Origin of the sequence: Paenarthrobacter sp. TA1.8 (genome assembly GCF_048595705.1) — a bacterium.
In the GTDB taxonomy this organism is placed as follows: Bacteria; Actinomycetota; Actinomycetes; order Actinomycetales; family Micrococcaceae; genus Arthrobacter; species Arthrobacter nitroguajacolicus.
Genome location: NZ_CP184287.1, coordinates 1,923,636 through 1,945,864, shown reverse-complemented (window position 1 = coordinate 1,945,864; position 22,229 = coordinate 1,923,636). Strand labels below are relative to the sequence as shown.

The following is a 22,229-nucleotide window of genomic DNA, read 5'->3' as shown; positions in this document are numbered from 1 at the left end:
CAGCCGGGGCTGTCCGGCTTCTGGATCAGCTGGAAACCAGCCGGTCCGCTATGCCGAGATCTGGCGCAGGACGTACTGCAGGATGCCGCCGTTGCGGTAGTAGTCCGCTTCACCCGGTGTATCGATGCGCAGAACGGCATCGAAGGACTTGGCGGTACCGTCTTCAGCCGTGGCCGTTACCTTGAGCGTCTTCGGCGTGGTGCCGTTGTTGAGCTCGGTGACGCCTTCCACCGCGAAGGTCTCCGTACCCGTCAGCCCCAGCGTTGCTGCGGACTCTCCGGCAGGGTACTGCAACGGAAGGACGCCCATGCCAATGAGGTTGGAGCGGTGGATGCGCTCGTAGCTTTCAGCGACGACGGCCTTGACGCCCAGGAGCGCGGTGCCCTTGGCCGCCCAGTCACGGGACGAACCCGAACCGTATTCCTTGCCTGCCAGGACAACCAGGGGCGTTCCCGCTGCCTGGTAGTTCTGGGCTGCATCGTAGACGTAAGCCTGGGGCGCACCTTCCTGGCTGAAGTCGCGGGTGAAGCCACCCTCGACGTTGTCCAGGAGCTGGTTCTTGATGCGGATGTTGGCAAACGTACCGCGGATCATGACTTCGTGGTTGCCACGGCGTGAACCGTAGGAGTTGAAGTCCTTGCGCTCCACACCGTTGGCCAGGAGGTACTGGCCCGCGGGGGTGTCCGACTTGAAGGAACCGGCCGGGGAGATGTGGTCCGTGGTGACGGAATCGCCAAGCTTCAAGAGCACACGGGCGCCCGAGATGTCCTTGACGGGATCCGGCTGGGCCTTCATGCCCTCGAAGTATGGGGGCTTCCGCACGTAGGTGGAATCTTCGGCCCACGCGAAGGTGTCACCGGCAGGGGTGTCGAGTGCCTTCCAGCGCTCGTCGCCGTCGAAGACGCCCTCGTAACCCTTGGCGAACATAGCCTCGTCGATGGAGGAGTCGATGACTTCCTGCACCTCGATGGGGTTCGGCCAGATGTCCTTCAGGAAGACTTCGTTGCCTTCGGAGTCGGTGCCCAGGGCATCGGTATCGAAGTCGAAGTCCATGGTGCCAGCCAGTGCGTAGGCGATGACCAGTGGCGGCGAGGCCAGGTAGTTCATCTTCACGTCCGGGTTGATGCGGCCTTCGAAGTTGCGGTTACCCGAGAGGACAGCGGTGACGGAGAGGTCGTTGGCCTGGATGGCCTCGGAGATTTCCGGCTCCAGCGGTCCGGAGTTACCGATGCAGGTGGCGCAGCCGTAACCCACGATGTAGAAGCCAAGCTTCTCCAAGTAAGGGGTCAGACCGGACTTTTCGTAGTAGTCCGTGACGACCTTCGAACCCGGGGCAACAGAGGTCTTGACCCACGGCTTGGAGGTCAGGCCCTTGTCCACGGCGTTGCGTGCAAGGAGGGCCGCAGCCAGCATGACGGACGGGTTGGACGTGTTGGTGCAGGACGTGATCGAAGCGATCGACACTGCTCCGTGGTCCAGCTCGAACTCGCGGCCGTCGGCAGTGGTGACCTTGACCGGCGAAGAGGGGCGGCCATGCGCACCGTTGGCGGCGGATGCAACGCGTGCCGTCTCCGTGGTGTGCGAATCAGCATGTGTGAAGGACGGCGAATCGGAAGCCGGGAACGACTCATCCAGGGCCTCGTCCACGCTGCCGTCTTCGATGGCGACGTAGTTGTGGATGTCCTTGCGGAACTGTTCCTTGGCATCCGTGAGCTCAATGCGGTCCTGGGGACGCTTGGGGCCCGAGATGGAGGGAACAACGGTGGACAGGTCCAGCTCGAGGAACTCGGAGAACCGCAGTTCGCGGGAGGGATCGTGCCAGAGGCCCTGTTCCTTGCTGTATGCCTCCACGAGGGCGACATTCGCTTCGGAGCGGCCGGTCAGGCGCAAGTAGTCCAGGGTGACGTCGTCGATCGGGAACATGGCAGCCGTGGAACCGAACTCCGGGCTCATGTTGCCGATGGTTGCACGGTTGGCCAGCGGCACAGCTGCGACGCCCTCACCGTAGAACTCAACGAACTTGCCAACAACACCGTGCTTGCGCAGCATTTCGGTGATGGTCAGCACCACGTCAGTCGCGGTAGCGCCTGCGGGGATGCTGCCCTTGAGCTTGAAGCCGACAACGCGGGGAATCAGCATGGAGACGGGCTGGCCGAGCATTGCAGCTTCGGCTTCGATACCGCCAACGCCCCAACCCAGGATGCCCAGGCCGTTGACCATGGTGGTGTGCGAATCGGTGCCAACACAAGTGTCCGGGTAGGCGCGGACAACACCGTCTACCTCGCGGGTCATGACCGTGCGTGCCAGATACTCGATGTTGACCTGGTGTACGATGCCGGTTCCCGGGGGAACAACCTTGAAGTCATCGAATGCGGTCTGGCCCCAGCGAAGGAACTGGTAGCGCTCACCGTTGCGCTGGTATTCGATCTCCATGTTGCGCTCCAGTGCGCCGGAGTTTCCGAAGGCATCGATCTGGACGGAGTGGTCGATGACCATTTCTGCAGGCGCCAACGGGTTGACGCGCTTGGGGTCACCGCCGAGCTCCTTGACGGCTTCACGCATGGTAGCCAGGTCCACGACGCAGGGAACGCCGGTGAAGTCCTGCATGATGACGCGGGCGGGGGTGAACTGGATTTCCGTGTCGGGCTCCGCATTGGGATCCCAACCGGCCAGGGCGCGGACATGGTCAGCCGTAATATTGGCGCCATCCTCAGTCCGCAGGAGGTTTTCAAGCAATACCTTAAGGCTGAACGGAAGGCTGTCTGCGCCCTCTACGGAGTTCAACCGGAAAATTTCATAGTCGGTGCCGGCTACATTCAGTACGCCTTTGGAACCGAAGCTGTCCACAGTGCTCATGGCAGGACTCCTCTCGCAACAGTTTCATCTTTGTCGCGTGGTTGGCCGCTAGCCAGTTAGGCGCACCTTACTTAGCCGGGCGGCATCTCTCGTGGTCACCCCGGTCCGCGGCGTTGAATACTGCGGACCGGGGCTACTACAGCCATCGTAGTGGCATACTCCGGCGTTGCGTCACTGATCAGGCATCGCGACGGAAACAGGCTGTTCCTCCTTCTGCACCATGGCAGTCGGGCGGTCCGTCGGCTAAGCGGCGGGGACGATCAGCCCTACCGTTTCCAAATGATGGGTGTTCGGGTACAAATCGAAGGCGCGCAGCGACTCGAGTCGCCAACCACCTTGATGGAAGTAACCCAGATCACGTGCGAAGGATGCCGGATCACACGACACATAGGCGATTGCGCGGGGCCCGGTGGCCATCAGTTGCTTGACCACAGCCTTGCCGGCTCCGGCGCGGGGTGGATCCAGCACCAGCGAGTCGAAGCTGCGGGAGCGTTGGTGCAGGACCCGCTCAACACGTCCCTGAACGATTTCCACCTGGGCTTCACCGTGCAGGTTTTTGCGGGCGTCGCGGCTGGTGCCCGGAGCGCCCTCCACGGAAAGTACCGAACCGGTCACTCCGACGGCGTCCGCCAGAGGTGCCGTAAACAGGCCCGCACCGGCGTAGAGGTCGGCAACTGCGGCGCCGGGCTGCAAGTACCCGCCGTTGGAAAGATAGCCCGTTACAGCGTCCACCAGCGTGTCCGGGGCGTCCTTATGGATCTGCCAAAAACCCTCACCGGTCACACGGTATTCATGCCCTGCCGCACTCTCCTGCACCCAGGTTCTCCCCCGCAGCTGCAGGACCTCGCCCTTGCTGGGATCGAAGCTCGCAACCGAGACGTCGTGCGGCAACTGCGACAGGATGCTGTGCAATCTCTTGGGGCTCGTGGATTCTTCCGGAGCCAGCAGGATCAGGGGCCGCGAACCGTTGGCGGGCACCGCGACCTCCACGCGGGCAATGCCGGACAAGTCAAGGTCCCACAGCTTCAGCTCATTGACTCCTGCAAGCGCCAACGGCATCTCCTTGATCGGAAGCACGACGTTTGAACGGTGCGCATGCATCCCCAACCGACCCTTGGGGGTCACCGCGAAGCTGGCGCGCGTACGCCAGCCGAGTCCGCCGTCGTGATTGTCTCCCACAGCTTCCACCTCTGTGGCCAGGTCCAAGCCGGCAAGCCGCTTGAGCTGTTCGGAAAGCACCTCGGCTTTCAGGGCCCGTTGGCGCTGGAGGGAAATGTGCCCGAGCTCGGCGCCGCCCACCGGCGGAGCCCCGCGGCTCCATGAGCCCAGCGAATCGGCCTGCTTCCAGAAGTGCGGAATGCGGTCAGGTGAAGCCTCCAGGACCTCGACGACGTCGGCACGCCAGAAGCGCGACGAGTCGCCGGAGTCAGTCAACCGGACACGGACCTTCTCCCCCGGGATCGCATGCCGGACGAAGATGACGCGCCCTTCGTGCCTGGCGACGAAGTGCCCTCCATGGGCTATGGGGCCGACATCGACCACCAGTTCAGTGGGGGCTGCACCTTGGTCTCCGGTGCGTTGGGGTTGGGGGGTATTGCTGTGGGAAGTCATTAAGTATCCTGCAGTGCCTTTGCTTCTTCGGAGGACTTCAGCTGCCACGGAACGCTGGCAACCATGACTCCGGATTCGAAATGGAGCCTTGTCTTGATTCTGAGTGCTGTTTGGTTGTGGACGAGTTGTTCCCACCATTTACCCACCACATATTCGGGGATGTACACCACGATCAGGTCCCGCGGTGAGTCGCGGCGCACGTTCTTGATGTAGTCCATGATGGGGGTCACGGTTTCGCGGTACGGGCTGGCCAGTACGGTCAGGGGGACGGGAATTTCCAGCTTTTCCCAATCCCGGACAGTTTGCTCGGTCTCTTCCGTGTTGATATCCACCGTCACTGCATCCAGGCGCGATGGCCGGGACGCCCGGGCATAAGCCAGCGCACGAAGCACCGGTTTGCGGACGTGCGAGACAAGAAGTACCGCGTGCACCCGCGTGGGAAGTGCCCGCGGTGACGAATCCTCGTCCACGGCCAATTCCTTGGCCACATTGTCATAGTGGGCGCGGATGCTCCACATGATGAGGAAGAGGACAAACATGGCCAGCAACGCTATCCAGGCGCCCTGCTCAAATTTGGTGATGAGGACGATGACGAGGACCAGCGCCGTCATGCCAAAACCCACCATGTTGATAGTGCGCGACTTGAAGATCCGGCGACGGACAGCTTTATCCCTGGCCAGTTTCAGCTCTCGCCCCCAGTGCCGGACCATGCCGAGCTGACTGGCCGTGAAAGAGATGAAGACGCCCACAATGTACAGCTGGATCAACTTGGTGACATCTGCGTTGAACGCGAGAATCAGGACCAGCGCCCCGGCTGCCAACGCAAGGACGCCGTTGCTGAACGCAAGCCTGTCACCGCGAGTGCGGAGCTGGCGTGGAAGGTAGCCGTCCTGGGCAAGGATCGAGCCCAGCACGGGGAAACCGTTGAAAGCTGTGTTGGAAGCGAACACCAGGATGATGCCGGTGGCCGCAACCACGATATAGAAAAGGATGGAGCCGGAACCGAAAATAGTGTCTGCTATCTGGCTGATGGCAGGGGTCTGGATGTAGTCCTCCGGAAGCGGCTTGCCGTCCACCAGAAATTCCCGGGCCGGATCGAGGACGATGTGGACCTCTGTAGCGTTAGCCAGAAAAATGATGCCCGCAAGCATGGCCGAGGCAATAACGCCCAGAAGCAGCAGCGTGGTGGCGGCGTTCTTGCTCTTCGGCTTCTTGAAATTCGGCACCCCGTTGCTGATGGCTTCGACGCCGGTCAGCGCCGCCGCCCCCGATGAAAAGGCACGCAGAAGCAGGAAGGCCCCGGCCAGCCCTACCAGGCCCTCATCGAATCCGGGCTCAGGAACGATGGTGAAGTTGGCGGAAGGCGCCTCCCCCAAGGTGCCGGTGGCAGCCTGGAAGATGCCCACCGCGGTCATTCCAAGGATGGACGCCATGAAGATGTACGTAGGGACAGCGAAGAGCGTCCCGGCTTCCTTGACCCCGCGAAGATTGACCAGGGCCAGGATGATCACGCCAATGGTGGCAATCATTGCCTGCTGGCCATGCAGCGCCGGGATGGCGGTAGTCAGGTAAGTCGCCGCTGATGACATGGACACTGCAACAGTGAGGACGTAGTCCACCAGCAGCGCAGAAGCGACCGTGAGACCGGCGTACTTGCCGAGGTTGACGTTGGCAATCTCGTAGTCGCCGCCGCCGGAGGGATAGGCGTGCACGTTCTGGCGGTAGGAAGCCACTACTGTGAGCAAAACCACCATGACGGCGAGGCCCACCAGCGGGGAGAACGCCACTGCGCTCACGCCCGCAAGGGCAAGCGTCAGGAGGATTTCATCCGGGGCGTATGCCACCGAGGACAAAGCGTCCGAGGCGAAGACGGGCAAAGCGATGCGTTTGGGCAATAAGGTGTGGGACAGGCGGTCATTCCGGACTGGCCGGCCCACCAGCACCCGCTTCGCGGCATTCAAAATTGTCAGCACTCCGCAAAGCTACTCTGAATCCACAGGGATGTCATGACGGTTGTCGCCGGCTTACCCGCGCTGCACCGGTAAAGTCATACCGAGCGGGATGGACAACACACATAAGGAGACACGGTGGCTCACTTCGTGATCATGGGTTGCGGCCGTGTTGGCGCAACCCTGGCACACACTTTGGAGGATGCAGGCCACTCAGTGGCCATCATCGACCAGGACGAGCGGGCCTTCCGCCGGCTCCGCAACACCTTCACGGGTCGCAAAGTCACCGGGGTCGGCTTCGACCGGGACACCCTGAAGCAAGCAGGAGTGGAAGAGGCCTACGCCTTCGCCGCCGTTTCCAGCGGCGACAACTCCAACATCCTGGCCACACGCGTAGCCCGCGAAACATTCCATGTTGCCCATGTGGTGGCACGCATCTATGATCCCGGCCGCGCCGAAATCTACCAGCGGCTCGGCATCCCCACCGTCGCAGCCGTCCGCTGGAGTGCCGACCAGGTCCTGCGCCGAATACTCCCCGAGCAGCACCTTGCCGGTGACTATCGCGAGCCCTCAGGCCGCCTGGTACTGGCCGAAGTGGATCTGCACGAGGATTGGATCGGACACAGCATGGAGTCCATCGAGTCCGCCGCCGGAATCCGTATCGCGTACCTCACCAGGTTTGGTGAAGGCCTGTTGCCGCAAGCCGGCACCGCCTACCAGGAGGGCGATACCGTCCACGCGATGGTGAGCCTGGACAGAACCTCCGAGATCAGCCGGATTCTCGCCAAAGCACCCGCCAAGGAGTCTTAGTGAAAGTTGTCATTGTTGGCGCAGGCAGCGTCGGCTCGTCCATCGCGCGTGAATTGCTCGCCCACAAACACGAGATTCTCCTCATTGACCTGAAGCCCGAAGTCATTGGGCGCAGCGGGCTTCGAGGTGCCCGCTGGCTGGTGGGCGACGCCTGCGAACTCAGCACCCTGCAGGACGCCAAACTCGAGGACGCCGACGTCGTGGTTTCTGCCACAGGTGACGACAAAGTGAATCTGGTGGTATCCCTGCTTGCCAAAACCGAATTCGGCGTGGGGCGGACCGTGGGGCGCGTCAACAACCCCAAGAACGACTGGATGTTCAATGACTCCTGGGGCGTAGACGTGGCCGTCAACACCCCGCAGCTCATGACGGCCCTCGTGGAAGAGGCTGTTGAGATTGGCGACATCGTGCGCCTGTTGACCCTGCAGACAGGGGTGGCCTCAATCGTTGAGTTCACTGTTCCGCATGATTCCCACGTCATTGGCAGCACGGTAGGCGGCATCGACTGGCCGGAAGATGCGACGTTGGTGGCAATCCTGCGCGACCACGCCCCCATCACGCCTACGCGTGATGACGTCCTGGATGGCGGCGACGAACTCTTCTTCGTCACCACCATCGCGGCCGAGGACGGCCTGAGGGCGCTGTTGTCACCAGGTTCCGACGACGGCCGGGAACCCCGTGACGATGCTGCCGAAGCAGCCGATCAATCAGCTGAGGACGACGGTTTCGACGGCTGAGGTGCCGGCTCGCCAGCAGGCTTAGTGACAAGCCACGCCACCCAGAGGCCCAGGATGTACAGCGGAGCTCCCATCAACAACCTGGTGGTTGCCAACGCCGTCAGTCCTGGCTCCCCCATGAAGTACAACGGCACCTGAACCACCAGGCGGAGGGCAAGCACCGCCACTACGATCCACGTACCCAGGCTGTAGGCGCGGAGCCTTTCGGGGTCCTTTCGCCACTCAAGTCCCTCGTTGCGCACGAAACCGAACAAAAGCCCCGCAACCGGCCACTTGAGCACGATGGAAAGCACCATGCCCGCGATATAAGCGATGTTGGTGAAGAATCCGAGGACGTAGAAGTCCTCTGCCTTACCTGTGGTGTTGGCCAGCCAAGCGGAAATGCCCACGCCCACTACGCCTGCCAGCGCCTGCGTCAAAGGACGCCGCTGGATCAGCCGCACCACGGTGAAGACGGCGGCGGTAGCCAGCGCTGCGATGAGGGACAGTGTGAGATCGCGGGTGATGGTGAAGGCGACCAGGAAGACAAGTCCGGGGAGGATGCTCTCGGCGATACCCTGGACGCCGCCCGCTGACTTCAGCATATCCACGTGCCCCGCGCTGTTCCGGTGCAGACCGGCTTTTTCGGCATAACCCGCAGCGAGTTCAGACACACTCGGTGAGTCAGCACCGGGGCTGGCAGCACCTGGCTTGGCCTCTCCGGGCTTGGCAGCACCTGGCTTGGCCTCTCCGGGCAACGAAACTTCTTCCTGCGGCGGCGTCGGGCGCCCTGTGTCCTTCGGTTCTGATCCGTTGGCCACGGTCATAGGTGCTCCTGACGGGAAAGTATTTCGTATCGGGGATTGAACATGGCCGGAAGGCCATCAACCTGGGTTACCATGCCGTTCAAGCGAAGTTCCACACCGGCTTCAATGCCGGGGACCCGCGTCCTGCCCAGCCAGATCACGCGGAGACGGTCATAGGGCTTTTTTCCCCCGGAAGCGCGCTGGTCTCCCTGCCTCAGGGTATCCACCACCACAGCAGAGAAGAACGGCTGTTCGCTGGGCGGCTGATGAGTCACGGACTCGATGAAACCGGTACAAACGGCCCTGCCCCGCGCAGGAAGATCCCGAACTCCCTGCTCCGGGGGCCTCTGACCGGATGTTCCGCTGTGCCCGGAGGAATCAACCAATCTGGGTAATCTCCGGCCCTCGCTCCGGCTGCTGCATTGCGGGCTCTTCCGGGGGAACGGCGCCTTGGGGAGCGCCGGCCTGGCCCGGTACCGCAGCATCCTTGGGCAGGCGCAGCTGCAGCAATTCGCGGGGAGGCATCGGATTATCGCCACGGACCACCACGACCTTGCGGAACAGATCTTCCAGACCTGCTGCGGCATCGCGTTCCAAGGCAGCCTGCCCGCCAAGGACACCACGGAGGAACCATCGTGGCCCGTCCACGCCCATGAAGCGGGCAGCACGGAAGCCACGGCTGCCGTCAGTAGCTTCAGCGGGCAGTTTGGCTACCAGCTCCGTGCCGAAAGCTCCGGAAACCTCTTCGGTTTCTCCGCCTTGGCTCGCTACAGACTGATTAATCTGTTCACGGATCTCGTCCCAAAGGCCTTCGGAACGCGGTGCCGCAAACGCCTGGAGCTGCAAGCTGGAGCCGTTGAGGTCCATGGTCACAGCGACCACGCGTTGGGTGGCTTCTTCCACCTCAAGCCGCAACTGGAGACCTTCGGCCGGTGCGATCAGCAGTGCACCGAGGTCAACGTAGCCATCGCGGCTTTCGATCTCGTCTATGTCCAAGGGACCTTTGCCGAGCCGGAAGTCACCGGGTGTGCCGGACCCGCCTGATACGGAGTCTTGTGCCTCGGCACCCGACTCATCGACGGTGCCGGCGGTGTCCGACCGCTCGTCCTTGGACTTCTTGCCGCGCCCAAAAAGCATTGGGTTTTCTCCTTAGTAGTGGTCTATCCCCAAGTAAACCGCAACCACGTTAAACCGCGCTAAACCGCGCCAATGCGTCAGGCGTTGGTCTGCGGCACACTCCGGTTCCAGTAGTTTCTTAGGCCTTCGGTGCGTTGAAGCCGCCCGTGGACCCGAAGCCGCCGGTTCCCCGAACGGAATCGGACAGTTGGTCAACAGATACGAACCGCGCGTACTCGACGCGCTGAATCACCATTTGTGCAATTCTATCGCCGCGTTTGAGGTCAATCGCATTTTTTTGGTCGGTGTTCAGGAGCGTGACCGCGATCTCGCCGCGGTAACCGGCGTCCACAGTGCCAGGAGCATTGACCACCGTGAGGCCATGCTTGGTTGCCAGTCCGGACCGGGGATGGATCAGGGCCACGAATCCGTCCGGCAGCGCTATGGAGACACCGGTTGGAACCAGTTTTCTTTCGCCGGGGGCAAGGTGCACGTCCTCGCGGGCACGGAGATCGGCACCCGCATCGCCAGGGTGCGCGTAGGACGGTGCTTCCAACCCGGCGTCGAGCATTTTCAGCTGCACCTCCAAAGTGGGGGCGCCGTACGCTGCCGTGCTTTCGCCATTATCCGCGACTGCGGAGGTTGCCTCTGTACTGAATACTGCGGTCTCGTTGCTCACAGTGATTCATTCTACTGGGACCTTCCGGTACAAGGCCCGGTCGGTCCGGGGCGAAGCCCGTTGCCGATGCCCGATAAGCTGGACCCATGCCTACGCCTGACCAGTCTTCCCCTGTGCCTGCCCGGAACACCCCTTCGGCCTCAGAGGTCCTGTACACCGAGAAGCTGTGGCCGTCCGTTTGGATCTGGGTTGTGGTTGTGGGCCTCTCCGGCGCAGGCGTCCTGATGTTTGGTCCCATCAGCGCGGCAGCCGGCATCACCGCCGCCTTGGTGCTGCTGGCCATCATGACCATCATGTTGGTGCTCTCTACGCCAACCATCACGGTCACCGCTGACACCGTCAGGGTGGGTCGTGCGAGCATCGACCGGAAGTACGTAGGTTCCGTCCAGGCGTTCAAAAAAGGCGAAGCCACCGCTGAGCGGGGTCCACGCCTGAATGGACTCGCCTACATGTGCTTCCGCGGCTGGATCGATCCGGTCGTCAAGATTGAAATCACGGACCCTGCAGACCGGACCCCATACTGGCTGGCATCCTCGCGCCGGCCCGATGAGCTCGTTTCGGCACTCACCACGCCACGGGTCTGACACCGGGACGCTGCGCCTAGCTTTCGCACTCGGTGCAGTACTGGTGCCCGTCCCGTTCAGCGGCTATCTGGGACCTGTGCTTCACCAGGAAACAGTTGAAACACGTAAATTCGTCAGGCTGGGGTGGCATGACCTGAATGAGCAGCTCTTCACCGGAAAGATCCGCGCCCGGCAACTCGAAGCCATCGGCAAGGTCGGTCTCATCGACGTCCACCGCGGAGGACTGCTTCCCCGACTGGCGCGTCTTGAGCTCTTCCAGCGAATCCTCGCTGACGTCTTCCTCGGTCTTTCGAGGGGCATCGTAGTCCGTGGCCATGGTCCTTCTTCGTCCTCCGTACCTTTTCCGGGATGGAAACCCGGCCGCAGGAACTTCCCTGTCGCCGGCTTATGGGTGCAAACGCCGGACGCCCCGGATTTGTGCCCGATCTCGGCCAGATTGTCCTCCCGCAGGCCCGAAATGTCCATAGATGCACTTTTGCTGTGGATTCGGTTGAAAAGCCTTCCGGAATGAACCGGGTTTCAGCGGAATATCACGGCACGCCCTTTGCCCTAGTAGGAAAAGCCCCCCGCGAGTGGCAGAGTTTCGAATGTCAGTTATGCCATGTGGTGGAGGGTGTTATGCAGGATCTACGACTGGTAGGCGTCCACGACGACGGCGGGCATCTGCTCTTGAGCGGCCCCGGTGGTGCGATGTTCCAGCTTCCGATCGACGAGGCCTTGAGGGCCGCGGCGAGCCGTACCCCTGCCCAGGTGGCCGCTCGCGCCTCCAACACGCCGATTTCCATGTCGCCCCGCGATATTCAGGCCCGGATCCGCAGCGGAGCCACGGCCATGGAAGTTGCAGAGCTTTCCGGCCTCCCCCTTGCCAACGTCCAACGTTATGAAGGCCCTGTGCTTGCAGAGCGTGAGTACGTAGTGCGACAGGCCCGAAACATCGAAGTTGCCGCCCCTGCTCCCGGGCATGACATCTACCGCTCCGCTTTCGGCGACAACCCGGCCACACTTGGCGAGATGGTTGATTACCGGCTTTCAGCGCACGGTATTGATTCCTCCTCCGTGGATTGGGATTCCTGGCGCCGCCCGGACGGTACCTGGACCGTCGTCGCACGCTTCGAAGCTGTCCCCGGCGCTCACGGAAGCATTGGCGAAGAACCGCCTGCCATGTGGACCTTCAGTCCCCAGCGCAAGTCGCTGCAGAATGCCAACCGTTGGGCCCAGCAACTCAGCGAACTTGAGCCGATGGACGGCCCGGTCCCGGCCCGGCGGCTTGCTGCCGTCTCGGACAGGCCGTTCGATTTCGAGAACGACGCCGAAACAGCAGCACGCGCGTCCGCGAAAGAATCCGACAGCCTGCTGGAAATGCTCCGTTCGCGGCGCGGACAGCGCCTTGGCGTGGATGAAGACGGCGACGACGCCTTGGCAGTCCTCTTGAGCAACGTTCCCGCAGCACACCCGCGACCCGGTGAGGAAATAGACGAGGCCGAGGCACCTGGTGTAACGGATGTCGAGCCGGTGGCTCCTGCTGCGGAAGAGCCCACACGTAAAGACGGGCGTCCTTCGATGATGTCCAGGCTAAGCCTCGCTCCGCGGCACTTCGAGTCGCCCGACGACGGCGACGACTCACTGAAGCTCCACAACGGAGTCAGCACAGACACGCGTGAAATTACGGTGGTAGCCAGCCCGCTTCGACCTGTGACTTCACTGGCAGGACGCAAGCCTGCAGGACTTGACGAACTCCTCGGCGGCAGCGGTAACCCGCAACCCCGCGCAGAAGACGAAGCCGACCGTGCGCAATCTTCCCAGGACGCCCGTCAGGACGAAATGCCTGCAGAGGACCAGAACGACGCTGACGTGCGTAAGGATGTGGATGCCCCTGCGGAACGCCAGCCGTCCCGCCCCAAGCGGTCCAGCATCCCGAGCTGGGACGAGATAGTTTTTGGGGCCCGCGGCGACTAGCCGCGCCTAAGGGCCCCTGCACCGGGCCAGAGGCACGCATCGACGTCGAACGGCAGCGGCTGGTCTGCGCCGGCCATCAGGTTGGCGCCATGAGCTGTGACACGCCTCATGTAGTGCCGGCGGCACAACGTCTCGTAACCCACTGCGTCAGCAGGACCTGCTTCTGCGGGCGGACTCCCAGCGGATGCACCCTCCGCAGGCCCGGCTTCGTCGCCGCTGTTTTGCGGGGCAACGTCGCCCACCATCACCTGGTCGCCCTCCACCACCATGATGCCGTTTACGGTGCGGGCGTTCTGCGTTGCCCGGCGGCCGCACCAGCACAAAGCTTCGACCTGCAGGACCTGCACTTTGTCAGCGAGTTCGATGAGCCGCTGCGAGCCAGGGAACAGTCTGGTCCGGAAGTCGGAAGTGATGCCGAACGCAAAGACGTCCACCTCCATCTCATCCACAACCCGCGCCAATTGCTCCACTTGGGTGGGCGAGTAGAACTGGGCCTCATCACAAATGAGGTAGTCCACCCGCAGTCCGTTGGTTCGCCGGGCCACCACTTCGTCCCAGAAATCGGTGTCGCCCACAACCTCCACGGCGTCGGTTTGCAGGCCCAGCCTGCTGGAGATCCTTGAATCACCTGCGCGGTCGTTGCAGCTGAACCGAACACCTCCGCGACCGCGTGCACGGTGGTTATGGTCCATTTGGAGGGCCAGGGTGGACTTGCCACAGTCCATGGTGCCTGAGAAGAAGACCAGCTCAGCCACGTTTGCCCTTCTTGCCGGCAGCGGCGAAGCACAGCAGTGGTACTTCGCGTTCGGCCTTGGTCAGTGAACCGTGCTGCCCTACAACCTCCAGGGCTGCCGGGCGGGCCCTCCGCGTGTCATAGAGGGCCAACGTGTCACGTGCGGCAATCATGACGTCGCCAATGCGCGGAGCCACCTCAGGGCGAACTGTGCCGAACAGCCCTGCATCCACGGCTTGCTCCCGCGTAAAGGCCCAGATCCTTTCGCCAAAGCGGTGACGCCATGCCTCAATCAGGGATTCCCGGTGGGCCGGAGTGGCATCCGGTTCAAGATAGAGGTGGACCATGCGCGGCTCCCCGGCAGTGTGGCGGACTCCTGCTACCAGCTTTTCATCAGCGGAGTAGTCGATTCTTTGGGATTCCGGGACGTCCAACATGCCGTGATCGCCGGTCACCAGAATGGTGGTGCCGGCGGGCAGCGTGGCAGACAGCCTCTTGACCGTAGAGTCGAGCTCTTCGAGTTGGTGCTCCCAACGATCCGACTGGCAGCCGTAGCGGTGGCCTGCTTTGTCCAACTCGTTGGCGTAGAAGTACATAAGGGAACGTCCACCACCGGACATAGCCTCAGCGGCGGCGGCGGTGCGGGCATGCAGCGTGGTGCCGCCGACGAAGCGGCTTCCCCGGAGGGCAGCCTGTGTCATCGGGGAATTTCCGAACTGAGGCAGGCTGACGGTCACGACGTCCAGCTCTCCGGCAAGCCGCTCAAAGACCGTCGGGTGAGGCTGCCACTGTGCAGGGTCCACTTGGGAATCCCAATTGCCCAGGAGGTTCACTACTTTGTCCTGGTCGGGATCGAGGACGTCATAGCCCACCATTCCGTGCTGGCCGGCCGGCAAACCGGTGCCGAGGCTCGCGAGGGATGCCGCAGTGGTGCTGGGGAAGGCGGCGTCTACCCACGTGGGAACGTTGCGTTGTCCCCCGGCCATGACTGTCCGGAGGAAAGGCGTGTGGGAGGACTTCTGCTTCAAGAGGGCACGGCCGAGGCCGTCGGCAAGGACCACGCAGACACGCTGCGCTGGCGGCAGCTGCAGGTGGTTGGTGAAGCCCGGCATGCCCAGGGATGCGGCAGCGCTGGTCAGGACTTCCGCTATGGACTTGCTTCCGAAAAGCGGGGGCGATGGGAGGTCAGCGGCCGGGTTGGTCCCCGAAGACGTGCTCACCGGGTTCTGTGCGGTTTCCCTCAACGCTGGTGTCCGCGGCTGAGGCGGTTGCTGAAGACGCCCGAACGCGGCCTCGGTGCAGGGATGCTGGCGTGTTGGGCCGGGGAAGGATTGCCCGTGTTGACCGCACGCAGCGCACGGGCAAAAATCTTGGCGTCCTGGACCGCTTGGAGTCCGTCCGCCTCAGCGCTGATCCGCAGGACGATATCTTCCTGGGCGATGGTTCCGCTGTAGCCATGATCGGCCTCGCACTGGGGATCCCCGCAGCTCGCCGGCCCCATGTCCAGGCGCTGCCCGCCGGACCATGCTATGGACAAGGTCATCTCCCGGACAGGATCGGACGGCTTGTAGTCCTGGGGTTGCGAATACATGTAGCTAAGGACCACCGAGCGGATCTGGGCCACGGGTACAGACTCAGTGGAGACTTGGGCAACGATCTGCTCTCCGGCCTCATCCAGCTGCTGGTCATCAACGTGAGTGATCACCAGCATGTCCTCCGTGAGCACCAGCACAGTGATGTGCCTGCGGACCTCGGCACGGTCGAAATGGGTCTCCAAGTGGACCAGGTGGGAGAGGCACTCCCGGCCATCCAGGGCGTCATCGACGACGTCGGCCACCAGCCGTGGGTAGAAACCTGCCTGCTGCAGCGCCTGGTCCAGGCTCTGTCCCTGCGAGCTGTGATGATGGGAGGTGTGGTGCCCGGCGTTGGACGGACGGGATTGAGGCGTCGGAGACTGGGTGCTCATTCCCCCATTTTCACAGATCGCTTGGTGACTACCTAACCGCGAGGTCCAGTCCTGTGGCTAACCCCGCATCGCGCGCCGGGCACTGTCCGTGCGCTGTGCCGCATTGCCGATCCATACATCCGCGCCAAGGATGGTGGCACCCGAGGGCCCCGCCAGTACGGGGTTGAATTCCACCAACGCGATTCCTGGATGATCATCTTTTAGCTTGGCGAGCCGGGCCGCAATGTCCTCCAGAGCTTCAACATCCACGGCGGGCAGGCCTTGGTAGCCGAACAGTTTTCGGGACGCCCGTGGCGAGCGGATGACATCGTGCAGGTCCGCAGCTGATAGCGGCGGGACCCGATGCGCCCAGTCGTCCAGCAGGTTCACGGCATCCCCGGCCAAGCCGAACGACAGGACCGGCCCCAGCAAGGGGTCCTCCATGGCACGGAAGGTGCAGGCCTGCCCCACCGGCGCCATGGCCTGCACCTCAAGCGAGGGCGATCCATAAGGTTCCAAAGCACGGCGCATTTGGGCGATGTTTTGACGAAGGGATTCGGCGTCCTGAATATCCAGCCGAACGCCTCCGAGGTCCAGCCGGTGCCGCAATGCGGGATCCGTGGTCTTGAGGACCACGGGCCATCCCACAGTCTCCGCGGCCTGCACCGCCTCGTCAGGGGTACCAAATCCGAGAGTCGGCACCACATCAATCCCGTAGCCCGACAGCAGTGCGGCGGCTGCACCAGCGTCGAGCTTCCTGATCTTTTCGCCCGTGACGCCGGCCAGCATCGCGTTCAGCGTTTCCCTGGTGCCGTCGACATCGCAGCCGTCGGGCTCCACGAAAAGCCCTTGGTCACGGTCGCGCCACTGCGCGTAACGGACGATCGCCGCCAGGGCCGCCACGGCGGCACCGGCATTGGAGTAGCACGGCAGCACAGGCTTGCCCGCTCCGCCCACCATGCCCTCGACTTGCACGGAGGGATCCAGGATTCCGGTGAAGGCCGCCACCACAGGCTTTCCAGCCTCGGCAGCGCATTCGGCGAGGACGCCCGCGAGTGATTCCACGGTAAGCCCGCGGGCCGGGAGGAGGGCCGCCACAACGGCGTGCACGGAGTCGTCCGCGAGGCTTTCCTGCAGACTTGCCCGAAGTGCAGGAAGCGCCAATGACATACCGGCGTCCAGATCAATGTCCGTCACAAGGCGGCCCACATCCAACCCAAGGGGTCCGGCACTGTCGGCCACCACTTTGGCCAGCGCGACGGAATTTGAGTAGACGGCTACGCCCGGTCCTTTGGGCAGCTCCTGGGAGGACGCGATCTGGGCAATGTCCATGAGTTGTTCGATGGTCTCAACCCGGATCACGCCTGCCTGCCGCATCATCGCGTCCACTGCCGCGGATGGCGCCTGGGTGGTGCGAACCTCGTGCCCGGGCGGCAGGCTGAGGCCGGTGACATCGGACTTGGCAACGATCACGGGTTTGTTGCGGGACAATCTGCGCGCCAAGCGGGAGAACTTGCGGGGGTTGCCGATGGACTCAAGGTAGAGGCCCACGGCGGAGGTATCGGCGTCGTCCTCCCAGTACTGCATGACGTCGTTGCCGGAAACGTCGGCGCGGTTTCCTGCGGACAGGAACGATGACAACCCCAGCCGGCGGCGGCTGGCGGCTGCATAAACCGCCACACCCACGGCAGCCGATTGGCTGAACAAGCCCAGGCTGCCCCTCGGGGGCATCGCGGGGGCCATCGAAGCGTTTAATGAGACCGCCGGGTGCGTATTCAGGATCCCGAGGGATTCCGGGCCAATGACGCGCATTCCGTTCGCCCTGGCCCGCCGCACCAACTCGTGCTGGCGGGCGAGTCCCCGCTCGCCGTCGTCGGCAAATCCGGCGGTGGCCACCACGATGCCTTTGACGCCCGCAGCGGCGCAGTCGTCCACTACCTTGGGCACTTCCTCGTAGGGAACAGCGACGATGGCCAGTTGCACCGGCCCCGGGATCTCGGACAAGTTTCCGAACGAGATCATCCCGGCGAGTTCGAATGCCTCCGGGTTGACGGCGTAGACCGGACCTTTGAAGCCGCCTTCAATAATGTGCTCCAGGAGCTGGTAGCCCACCGTCCCCCACTTGCGGCTGGCACCGATGACAGCCACCGACGACGGCGACAACAGGTCCCGCACGCTGCGCGCCTCCGCGCGGTGCTCGCGGGACTCCATGACGGCCCGCGATTTCTCCGTGGGATCGATGTTGAATTCAACGCTCACAACGCCGTCGTCGAATTGTCGTTTGACGTCGTAGCCGGCGTCGGCAAAGACCATCAGCATCTTACGGTTGTCCGGCAGGACCTCGGCCGTGAAGCGGCGGATGCCGTTTTCCCGGGCGGCAACCGCCAAATGCTCCAAGAGGATGGAGCCGATTCCACGTCCCTGGTGTGCATCGGAAATGTTGAAGGCAACCTCGGCCTCGGTGGGATCTTCAAGCCTGTCGTAGCGGCCAATCCCCATGATTTCGCCGCCGATGGTGATGACGAACGCCACGCGGTTGATGTGGTCCACTTCCGTGAAGCGCCGAACCTCCTTGCCGGAGAGCTTTGGCTTGAAAGAGAAGAACCTCATGTAGATGGAGGCCTGCGACTGACCCGCGTGGAACGCCTGCAAAGCATCGGCATCTTCGGGTCGTATTGGCCGAAGGTGGGCTGTCCCGCCGTCGCGCAGCACGACATCAGCTTCCCAATATTCCGGATAAATGCCGACGCCGGGCTGATCCACCATAGGCTTAGCCTAGCTAAAACATCCGCAGTACATCTTTAAGGATCCACCGACCCCATGGCCCGCAGCCAAAAATCCGCACGCACAGCCGAGCCCCTCGGCGATTTCACCGAGAACATCGTCGACATCGACGTCACGTCCGAGATGGAAGGCTCCTTCCTGGAGTACGCCTACTCGGTGATTTACTCGCGTGCCCTCCCGGACGCCCGCGACGGACTGAAGCCCGTTCAACGGCGCATCCTGTACATGATGTCCGACATGGGCCTCCGCCCGGATCGAGGACACGTCAAGAGCGCCCGCGTGGTGGGCGAAGTCATGGGTAAGCTCCACCCGCACGGCGACACCGCCATATACGACGCCATGGTGCGCATGGCGCAGGATTTTTCCCTGCGCCTGCCCCTCATCGATGGTCACGGCAACTTCGGATCGCTCGACGACGGCCCGGCAGCACCGCGTTACACAGAGGCACGCTTGGCGGCCGCCGCGTTGACCATGACGGACCACCTGGACGAAGACGTGGTGGACTTTGTCCCCAACTACGACAACCAGCTGACGCAGCCGGATGTGCTCCCCGCCGCTTTCCCCAACCTGCTGGTCAACGGCACCACGGGCATCGCTGTTGGTATGGCCACGAATATGCCTCCGCACAACCTGGTGGAGGTCATCGCCGCTGCTCGTCACCTGATCGCCAACCCCGGTGCCACGTTGGACGAGATCATGCGGTTCATCCCGGGGCCCGACCTCCCCACAGGTGGCCGCATCGTGGGATTGGACGGAATCCGTGACGCTTACGCCACGGGGCGTGGATCCTTCAAGACCCGCGCCAAGGTTGAAGTGGAACAGCTGTCCGCCCGCCGCACCGGCCTGGTGGTCACTGAGCTCCCCTACATGGTGGGCCCGGAAAAGGTCATCGAGAAGATCAAGGATGCCGTCAACTCCAAGAAGCTGACCGGCATCAGCGACGTCGTTGACCTCACGGACCGCAATCACGGCCTCCGCCTGGTCATCGAGTTGAAGAACGGCTTCAATCCCAACGCCGTCCTCCAGCAGCTGTACCGCTACTCGCCCATGGAAGATTCCTTCGGCATCAACAACGTCACCCTGGTGGACGGCCAGCCGCAGACGCTGGGCCTCCTGCAGCTGCTGCAGGTGTACGTTGAACACCGCCTCAATGTGGTGCGCCGCCGCACGTCCTTCCGCCTGGGCAAGAAGAAGGACCGCCTCCACTTGGTGGAGGGCTTGTTGATCGCGATTGTGGACATCGACGAAGTCATCCAGATCATCCGTTCTTCGGACGAGGCTTCGGCCGCGCGTGAACGCCTCATGTCCATCTACGACCTCACCGAAATCCAGGCCAACTACATCCTGGAACTGCGCCTGAGGCAGTTGACCAAGTACTCCCGCCTTGAGCTGGAGAAGGAACAGGACGAACTCCGCCGCGAGATCGAGGCCCTGGAGGCCATCCTGGCTTCGGATGAACTGCTCCGCGATCTTGTCTCCGGTGAGTTGGCCGTGGTCGCCGAAAAGTACGGCACCCCCCGCCGCACGGTCCTCTTGGAGTCAGAAGCCGTCTCCCCCACGGTGGCTGCGGCCCTGGCAGCGTCAGTACCCGGGCCGAAGGGCAAAGCCGCAGCGCTACCCTTGGAAATTCCGGACGACCCCTGCTGGGCCCTGCTGAGTGTCTCCGGACAGATCGCCCGGACGTCCAACCAGGAACCGCTGGCCGAATCGGGCCCCCGGACCAAGCACGATGTCTTCCGCTCAGTGGTCAAGACCACTGCCAGGGGAGAAATTGGTGCGGTCACATCCCAAGGCCGCATGCTGCGGCTCCAAGTGATGGACATGCCCGTGTTGCCTCCGGTCTCCGGTCTCCCCAACTTGGCCGGCGGCGTCCCCGCCAAGGACTTCATCACCTTGCTCAAGGGTGAAACCCTGGTTGCCTTCGTCCCCCTGGACTCCGTCCTCGCCATCGGTACGGTCCAGGGCGTGGTCAAGCGTGTTCAGCCGGACTACCCGCTGAACCGTGAAGACTGGGAGATCATCGCCCTGAAGGACAAGGACTCGGTGCTCGCGGTGGAACCGGCGCAGGAGGACAACGTCGACCTTGTCTTCGTGACACGGCAGGCCCAATTGCTTCGATTCAGTGCCTCCAATGTCCGCCCCCAAGGACGTACGGCCGGTGGCATGGCCGGCATCAAGCTTGCGGCCGGCGACGAAGTGATCCACTTCGGTACCGTTCGCGCGGACGACCCTGCCGCCGTCGTGGTGACCATTGCCGGAACGAACGGCGCCTTGCCGGGGACGGCACCGGGAACTGCGAAGGTGACCGCTTTCGAGGAGTACCCCGTGAAGGGCCGGGCCACCGGCGGGGTGCGGGTCCACCGTTTCCTCAAAGGCGAGGACACACTGCTCCTGGCCTGGGCAGGTCATGGTCCGGCGAAGGCTTCCTCAACAGCGGGCGTCGCAAGGGCACTTCCCCACGAACATGGCCGCAGGGATGGATCCGGCGTTCCGTTGTCCCAGCCCGTGGAAGCCATCGGTCCGAGCATGGCATGGGCTGACGCCGCGGAATAACGCGGAATAATCACGGGGTACCCGAACTGCACGGCAAAGGCCGGGGGTTACAGACCTCCGGCCTTTGTGCTGCCGTGGCTGTGAAGCCACCGCACGGGCTAGCCGGTTTGGTTGATGCTCAGTATGTTTCCCTCACTGTCGAGGAACCATGCTGCGGCGCTTCCATCAGGCATCGTAGCGATGCCGTCTTCAGTCTTCAGGCCCGGGAAGTCGTAGTCTTCGAACTTGACTCCCTTGCCGCGCAGCTCCTGCACTGTGGCCCGGACATCGCTGACCGTCCAGCCCATCTGGGTATTCTTGGCAGTCCCTGCATTGGACGTCTGATAGACAAAGAATCCGGTTCCATCGCCACACCTGTACTGGAGGTTGTCGTCGTCGTCCGGATTTTCGGGTTCCAGTCCGAGTTTTTCGCTGTAATACGCGCGTGCCCGGGCTATGTCCTGTGCCGGTAGGACGGCACCAACCTGCTGATCCTTGAGCATTGTTTTCTCTTTCCGGCTCTCCCCCCGGAACGAACTTTACTCTTGGCAGGGTCCGTAAGTAATTGAAAAACGACACCATATTTCGTGGGCTGTAGAGGGGCCCGCGCAGGTTCAGCTTAGACTGGCCGCATGCCGATCATCCCCGATGAAAAAGACTGGACCTGGGTGCTCTCACAGCCCTGCCCCGAGTGCGGTTTCGACCCCGCAACGGTGACCCCTTCCACGGTGCCCGGCACCGTCCTGAACATGCTTCCCCGGTGGCGGGCCGTGCTGCGCCGGGAGGATGTAGCAACACGTCCCAACGACCACACATGGTCCAACCTGGAGTACGCCTGCCACGTCCGGGACGTCTTCAGCCTCTTCGATCAGCGCCTGAACCTGATGCTCACCGAGGATGACGCCCGGTTTGCCAATTGGGACCAGGACCAGGCCGCGATCGACGGTGAGTACGGTTCCGCTGATCCCCGCACGGTGGCCGACGAACTGGCGGCAGAGGGCAACGAGATTGCCGAGTCCTTCGCCCGCGTCACTGAGGATGATTGGCAACGCACCGGAACGCGCAGCAACGGATCCTCATTCACCGTGCTGACGTTCTCCCAGTACTTCCTCCACGACGTTGTGCATCACCTTCATGATGTGGACGGCTAAA

19 protein-coding genes are annotated in these 22,229 nt (G+C 62.9%); 6 read left to right on the top strand and 13 right to left on the bottom strand.

Annotated elements, in window-relative coordinates:
* Positions 1-48: 48 nt before the first annotated feature.
* The 3 genes from acnA to ACNAOT_RS09045 all read right to left on the bottom strand — a co-directional run bounded on the left by acnA (position 49) and on the right by ACNAOT_RS09045 (position 6,440).
* Positions 49-2,856, bottom strand: coding sequence for an aconitate hydratase AcnA (acnA, locus tag ACNAOT_RS09055; RefSeq protein ID WP_091466740.1), 2,808 nt, complete (start codon positions 2,854-2,856; stop codon positions 49-51).
* A gap of 243 nt (positions 2,857-3,099) precedes the next feature.
* Entirely contained in the window at positions 3,100-4,467 is a 1,368-nt protein-coding gene (locus ACNAOT_RS09050) for a class I SAM-dependent RNA methyltransferase (protein WP_420180785.1), read from the bottom strand.
* Positions 4,467-6,440 carry an APC family permease gene (locus ACNAOT_RS09045; protein ID WP_420180784.1) on the bottom strand — a complete coding sequence of 658 codons (1,974 nt, stop codon included), beginning with the start codon at positions 6,438-6,440 and terminating at the stop codon, positions 4,467-4,469. The genes ACNAOT_RS09050 and ACNAOT_RS09045 overlap by 1 nt, the downstream gene beginning before the upstream one ends.
* A 114-nt stretch (positions 6,441-6,554) precedes the next feature.
* Here ACNAOT_RS09045 and ACNAOT_RS09040 point away from each other — a divergent pair, with 114 nt between their 5' ends.
* Entirely contained in the window at positions 6,555-7,226 is a 672-nt protein-coding gene (locus ACNAOT_RS09040) for a potassium channel family protein (RefSeq protein ID WP_091466734.1), read from the top strand.
* Positions 7,226-7,963: a potassium channel family protein gene (locus tag ACNAOT_RS09035; RefSeq protein ID WP_017198904.1), complete on the top strand. Its 738-nt coding sequence runs from the start codon at positions 7,226-7,228 to the stop codon at positions 7,961-7,963. Before ACNAOT_RS09040 ends, ACNAOT_RS09035 begins: the two co-directional genes overlap by 1 nt.
* On the opposite strand, the gene ACNAOT_RS09030 is transcribed toward ACNAOT_RS09035, so the two are convergent.
* From ACNAOT_RS09030 to dut, 4 genes are all read right to left on the bottom strand, one after another.
* Positions 7,930-8,769: a DUF3159 domain-containing protein gene (locus ACNAOT_RS09030; protein WP_420180783.1), complete on the bottom strand. Its 840-nt coding sequence runs from the start codon at positions 8,767-8,769 to the stop codon at positions 7,930-7,932. The genes ACNAOT_RS09035 and ACNAOT_RS09030 overlap by 34 nt on opposite strands.
* The gene (locus ACNAOT_RS09025; protein ID WP_091467644.1) at positions 8,766-9,023 is read right to left on the bottom strand and encodes a hypothetical protein; all 258 of its coding nucleotides are present in this window, start codon (positions 9,021-9,023) and stop codon (positions 8,766-8,768) included. The genes ACNAOT_RS09030 and ACNAOT_RS09025 overlap by 4 nt, the downstream gene beginning before the upstream one ends.
* A 103-nt stretch (positions 9,024-9,126) precedes the next feature.
* Positions 9,127-9,885, bottom strand: a complete 759-nt coding sequence (locus ACNAOT_RS09020; protein ID WP_420180782.1) for a DUF3710 domain-containing protein — start codon at positions 9,883-9,885, stop codon at positions 9,127-9,129.
* Between the two features lie 118 nt (positions 9,886-10,003).
* A complete protein-coding gene (gene dut / locus ACNAOT_RS09015; RefSeq protein WP_091466729.1) occupies positions 10,004-10,543 on the bottom strand; it encodes a dUTP diphosphatase in 540 nt (179 codons plus the stop codon).
* 86 nt (positions 10,544-10,629) lie between these two features.
* Between dut and ACNAOT_RS09010 the strand changes: the two genes are divergently transcribed.
* Positions 10,630-11,127: a DUF3093 domain-containing protein gene (locus ACNAOT_RS09010; RefSeq protein ID WP_178995522.1), complete on the top strand. Its 498-nt coding sequence runs from the start codon at positions 10,630-10,632 to the stop codon at positions 11,125-11,127.
* A 16-nt stretch (positions 11,128-11,143) separates the two neighbouring features.
* Here ACNAOT_RS09010 and ACNAOT_RS09005 read toward each other — a convergent pair whose 3' ends face one another.
* Positions 11,144-11,443 (bottom strand): DUF4193 domain-containing protein, encoded by a 300-nt coding sequence (locus ACNAOT_RS09005; protein WP_017198899.1) that lies wholly within the window; start codon positions 11,441-11,443, stop codon positions 11,144-11,146.
* Between the two features lie 302 nt (positions 11,444-11,745).
* Here ACNAOT_RS09005 and sepH point away from each other — a divergent pair, with 302 nt between their 5' ends.
* On the top strand, positions 11,746-13,083 hold the full coding sequence (gene sepH / locus ACNAOT_RS09000; protein WP_420180781.1) for a septation protein SepH: 1,338 nt from the start codon (positions 11,746-11,748) through the stop codon (positions 13,081-13,083).
* On the opposite strand, the gene ACNAOT_RS08995 is transcribed toward sepH, so the two are convergent.
* The 4 genes from ACNAOT_RS08995 to ACNAOT_RS08980 are packed head-to-tail and all read right to left on the bottom strand — an operon-like array spanning position 13,080 to position 18,527.
* Positions 13,080-13,838 (bottom strand): thymidine kinase, encoded by a 759-nt coding sequence (locus ACNAOT_RS08995; RefSeq protein ID WP_091466724.1) that lies wholly within the window; start codon positions 13,836-13,838, stop codon positions 13,080-13,082. The two genes, sepH and ACNAOT_RS08995, sit on opposite strands and share 4 nt — an antisense overlap.
* Positions 13,831-15,060, bottom strand: coding sequence for an alkaline phosphatase family protein (locus ACNAOT_RS08990; RefSeq protein WP_420180780.1), 1,230 nt, complete (start codon positions 15,058-15,060; stop codon positions 13,831-13,833). Before ACNAOT_RS08990 ends, ACNAOT_RS08995 begins: the two co-directional genes overlap by 8 nt.
* Positions 15,057-15,782 (bottom strand): DUF5998 family protein, encoded by a 726-nt coding sequence (locus tag ACNAOT_RS08985; protein ID WP_017198895.1) that lies wholly within the window; start codon positions 15,780-15,782, stop codon positions 15,057-15,059. The genes ACNAOT_RS08990 and ACNAOT_RS08985 overlap by 4 nt, the downstream gene beginning before the upstream one ends.
* Positions 15,783-15,839: 57 nt before the next feature.
* A complete protein-coding gene (locus ACNAOT_RS08980; protein WP_091466721.1) occupies positions 15,840-18,527 on the bottom strand; it encodes a bifunctional GNAT family N-acetyltransferase/acetate--CoA ligase family protein in 2,688 nt (895 codons plus the stop codon).
* A gap of 54 nt (positions 18,528-18,581) precedes the next feature.
* Here ACNAOT_RS08980 and ACNAOT_RS08975 point away from each other — a divergent pair, with 54 nt between their 5' ends.
* Positions 18,582-21,098 carry a DNA gyrase/topoisomerase IV subunit A gene (locus ACNAOT_RS08975; RefSeq protein ID WP_091466719.1) on the top strand — a complete coding sequence of 839 codons (2,517 nt, stop codon included), beginning with the start codon at positions 18,582-18,584 and terminating at the stop codon, positions 21,096-21,098.
* 98 nt (positions 21,099-21,196) lie between these two features.
* On the opposite strand, the gene ACNAOT_RS08970 is transcribed toward ACNAOT_RS08975, so the two are convergent.
* Complete coding sequence (locus ACNAOT_RS08970; protein WP_091466718.1) at positions 21,197-21,580, bottom strand: VOC family protein; 384 nt, start codon at positions 21,578-21,580, stop codon at positions 21,197-21,199.
* A gap of 129 nt (positions 21,581-21,709) precedes the next feature.
* Between ACNAOT_RS08970 and ACNAOT_RS08965 the strand changes: the two genes are divergently transcribed.
* A complete protein-coding gene (locus tag ACNAOT_RS08965; RefSeq protein WP_420180779.1) occupies positions 21,710-22,228 on the top strand; it encodes a DinB family protein in 519 nt (172 codons plus the stop codon).
* Position 22,229: the final 1 nt, after the last annotated feature.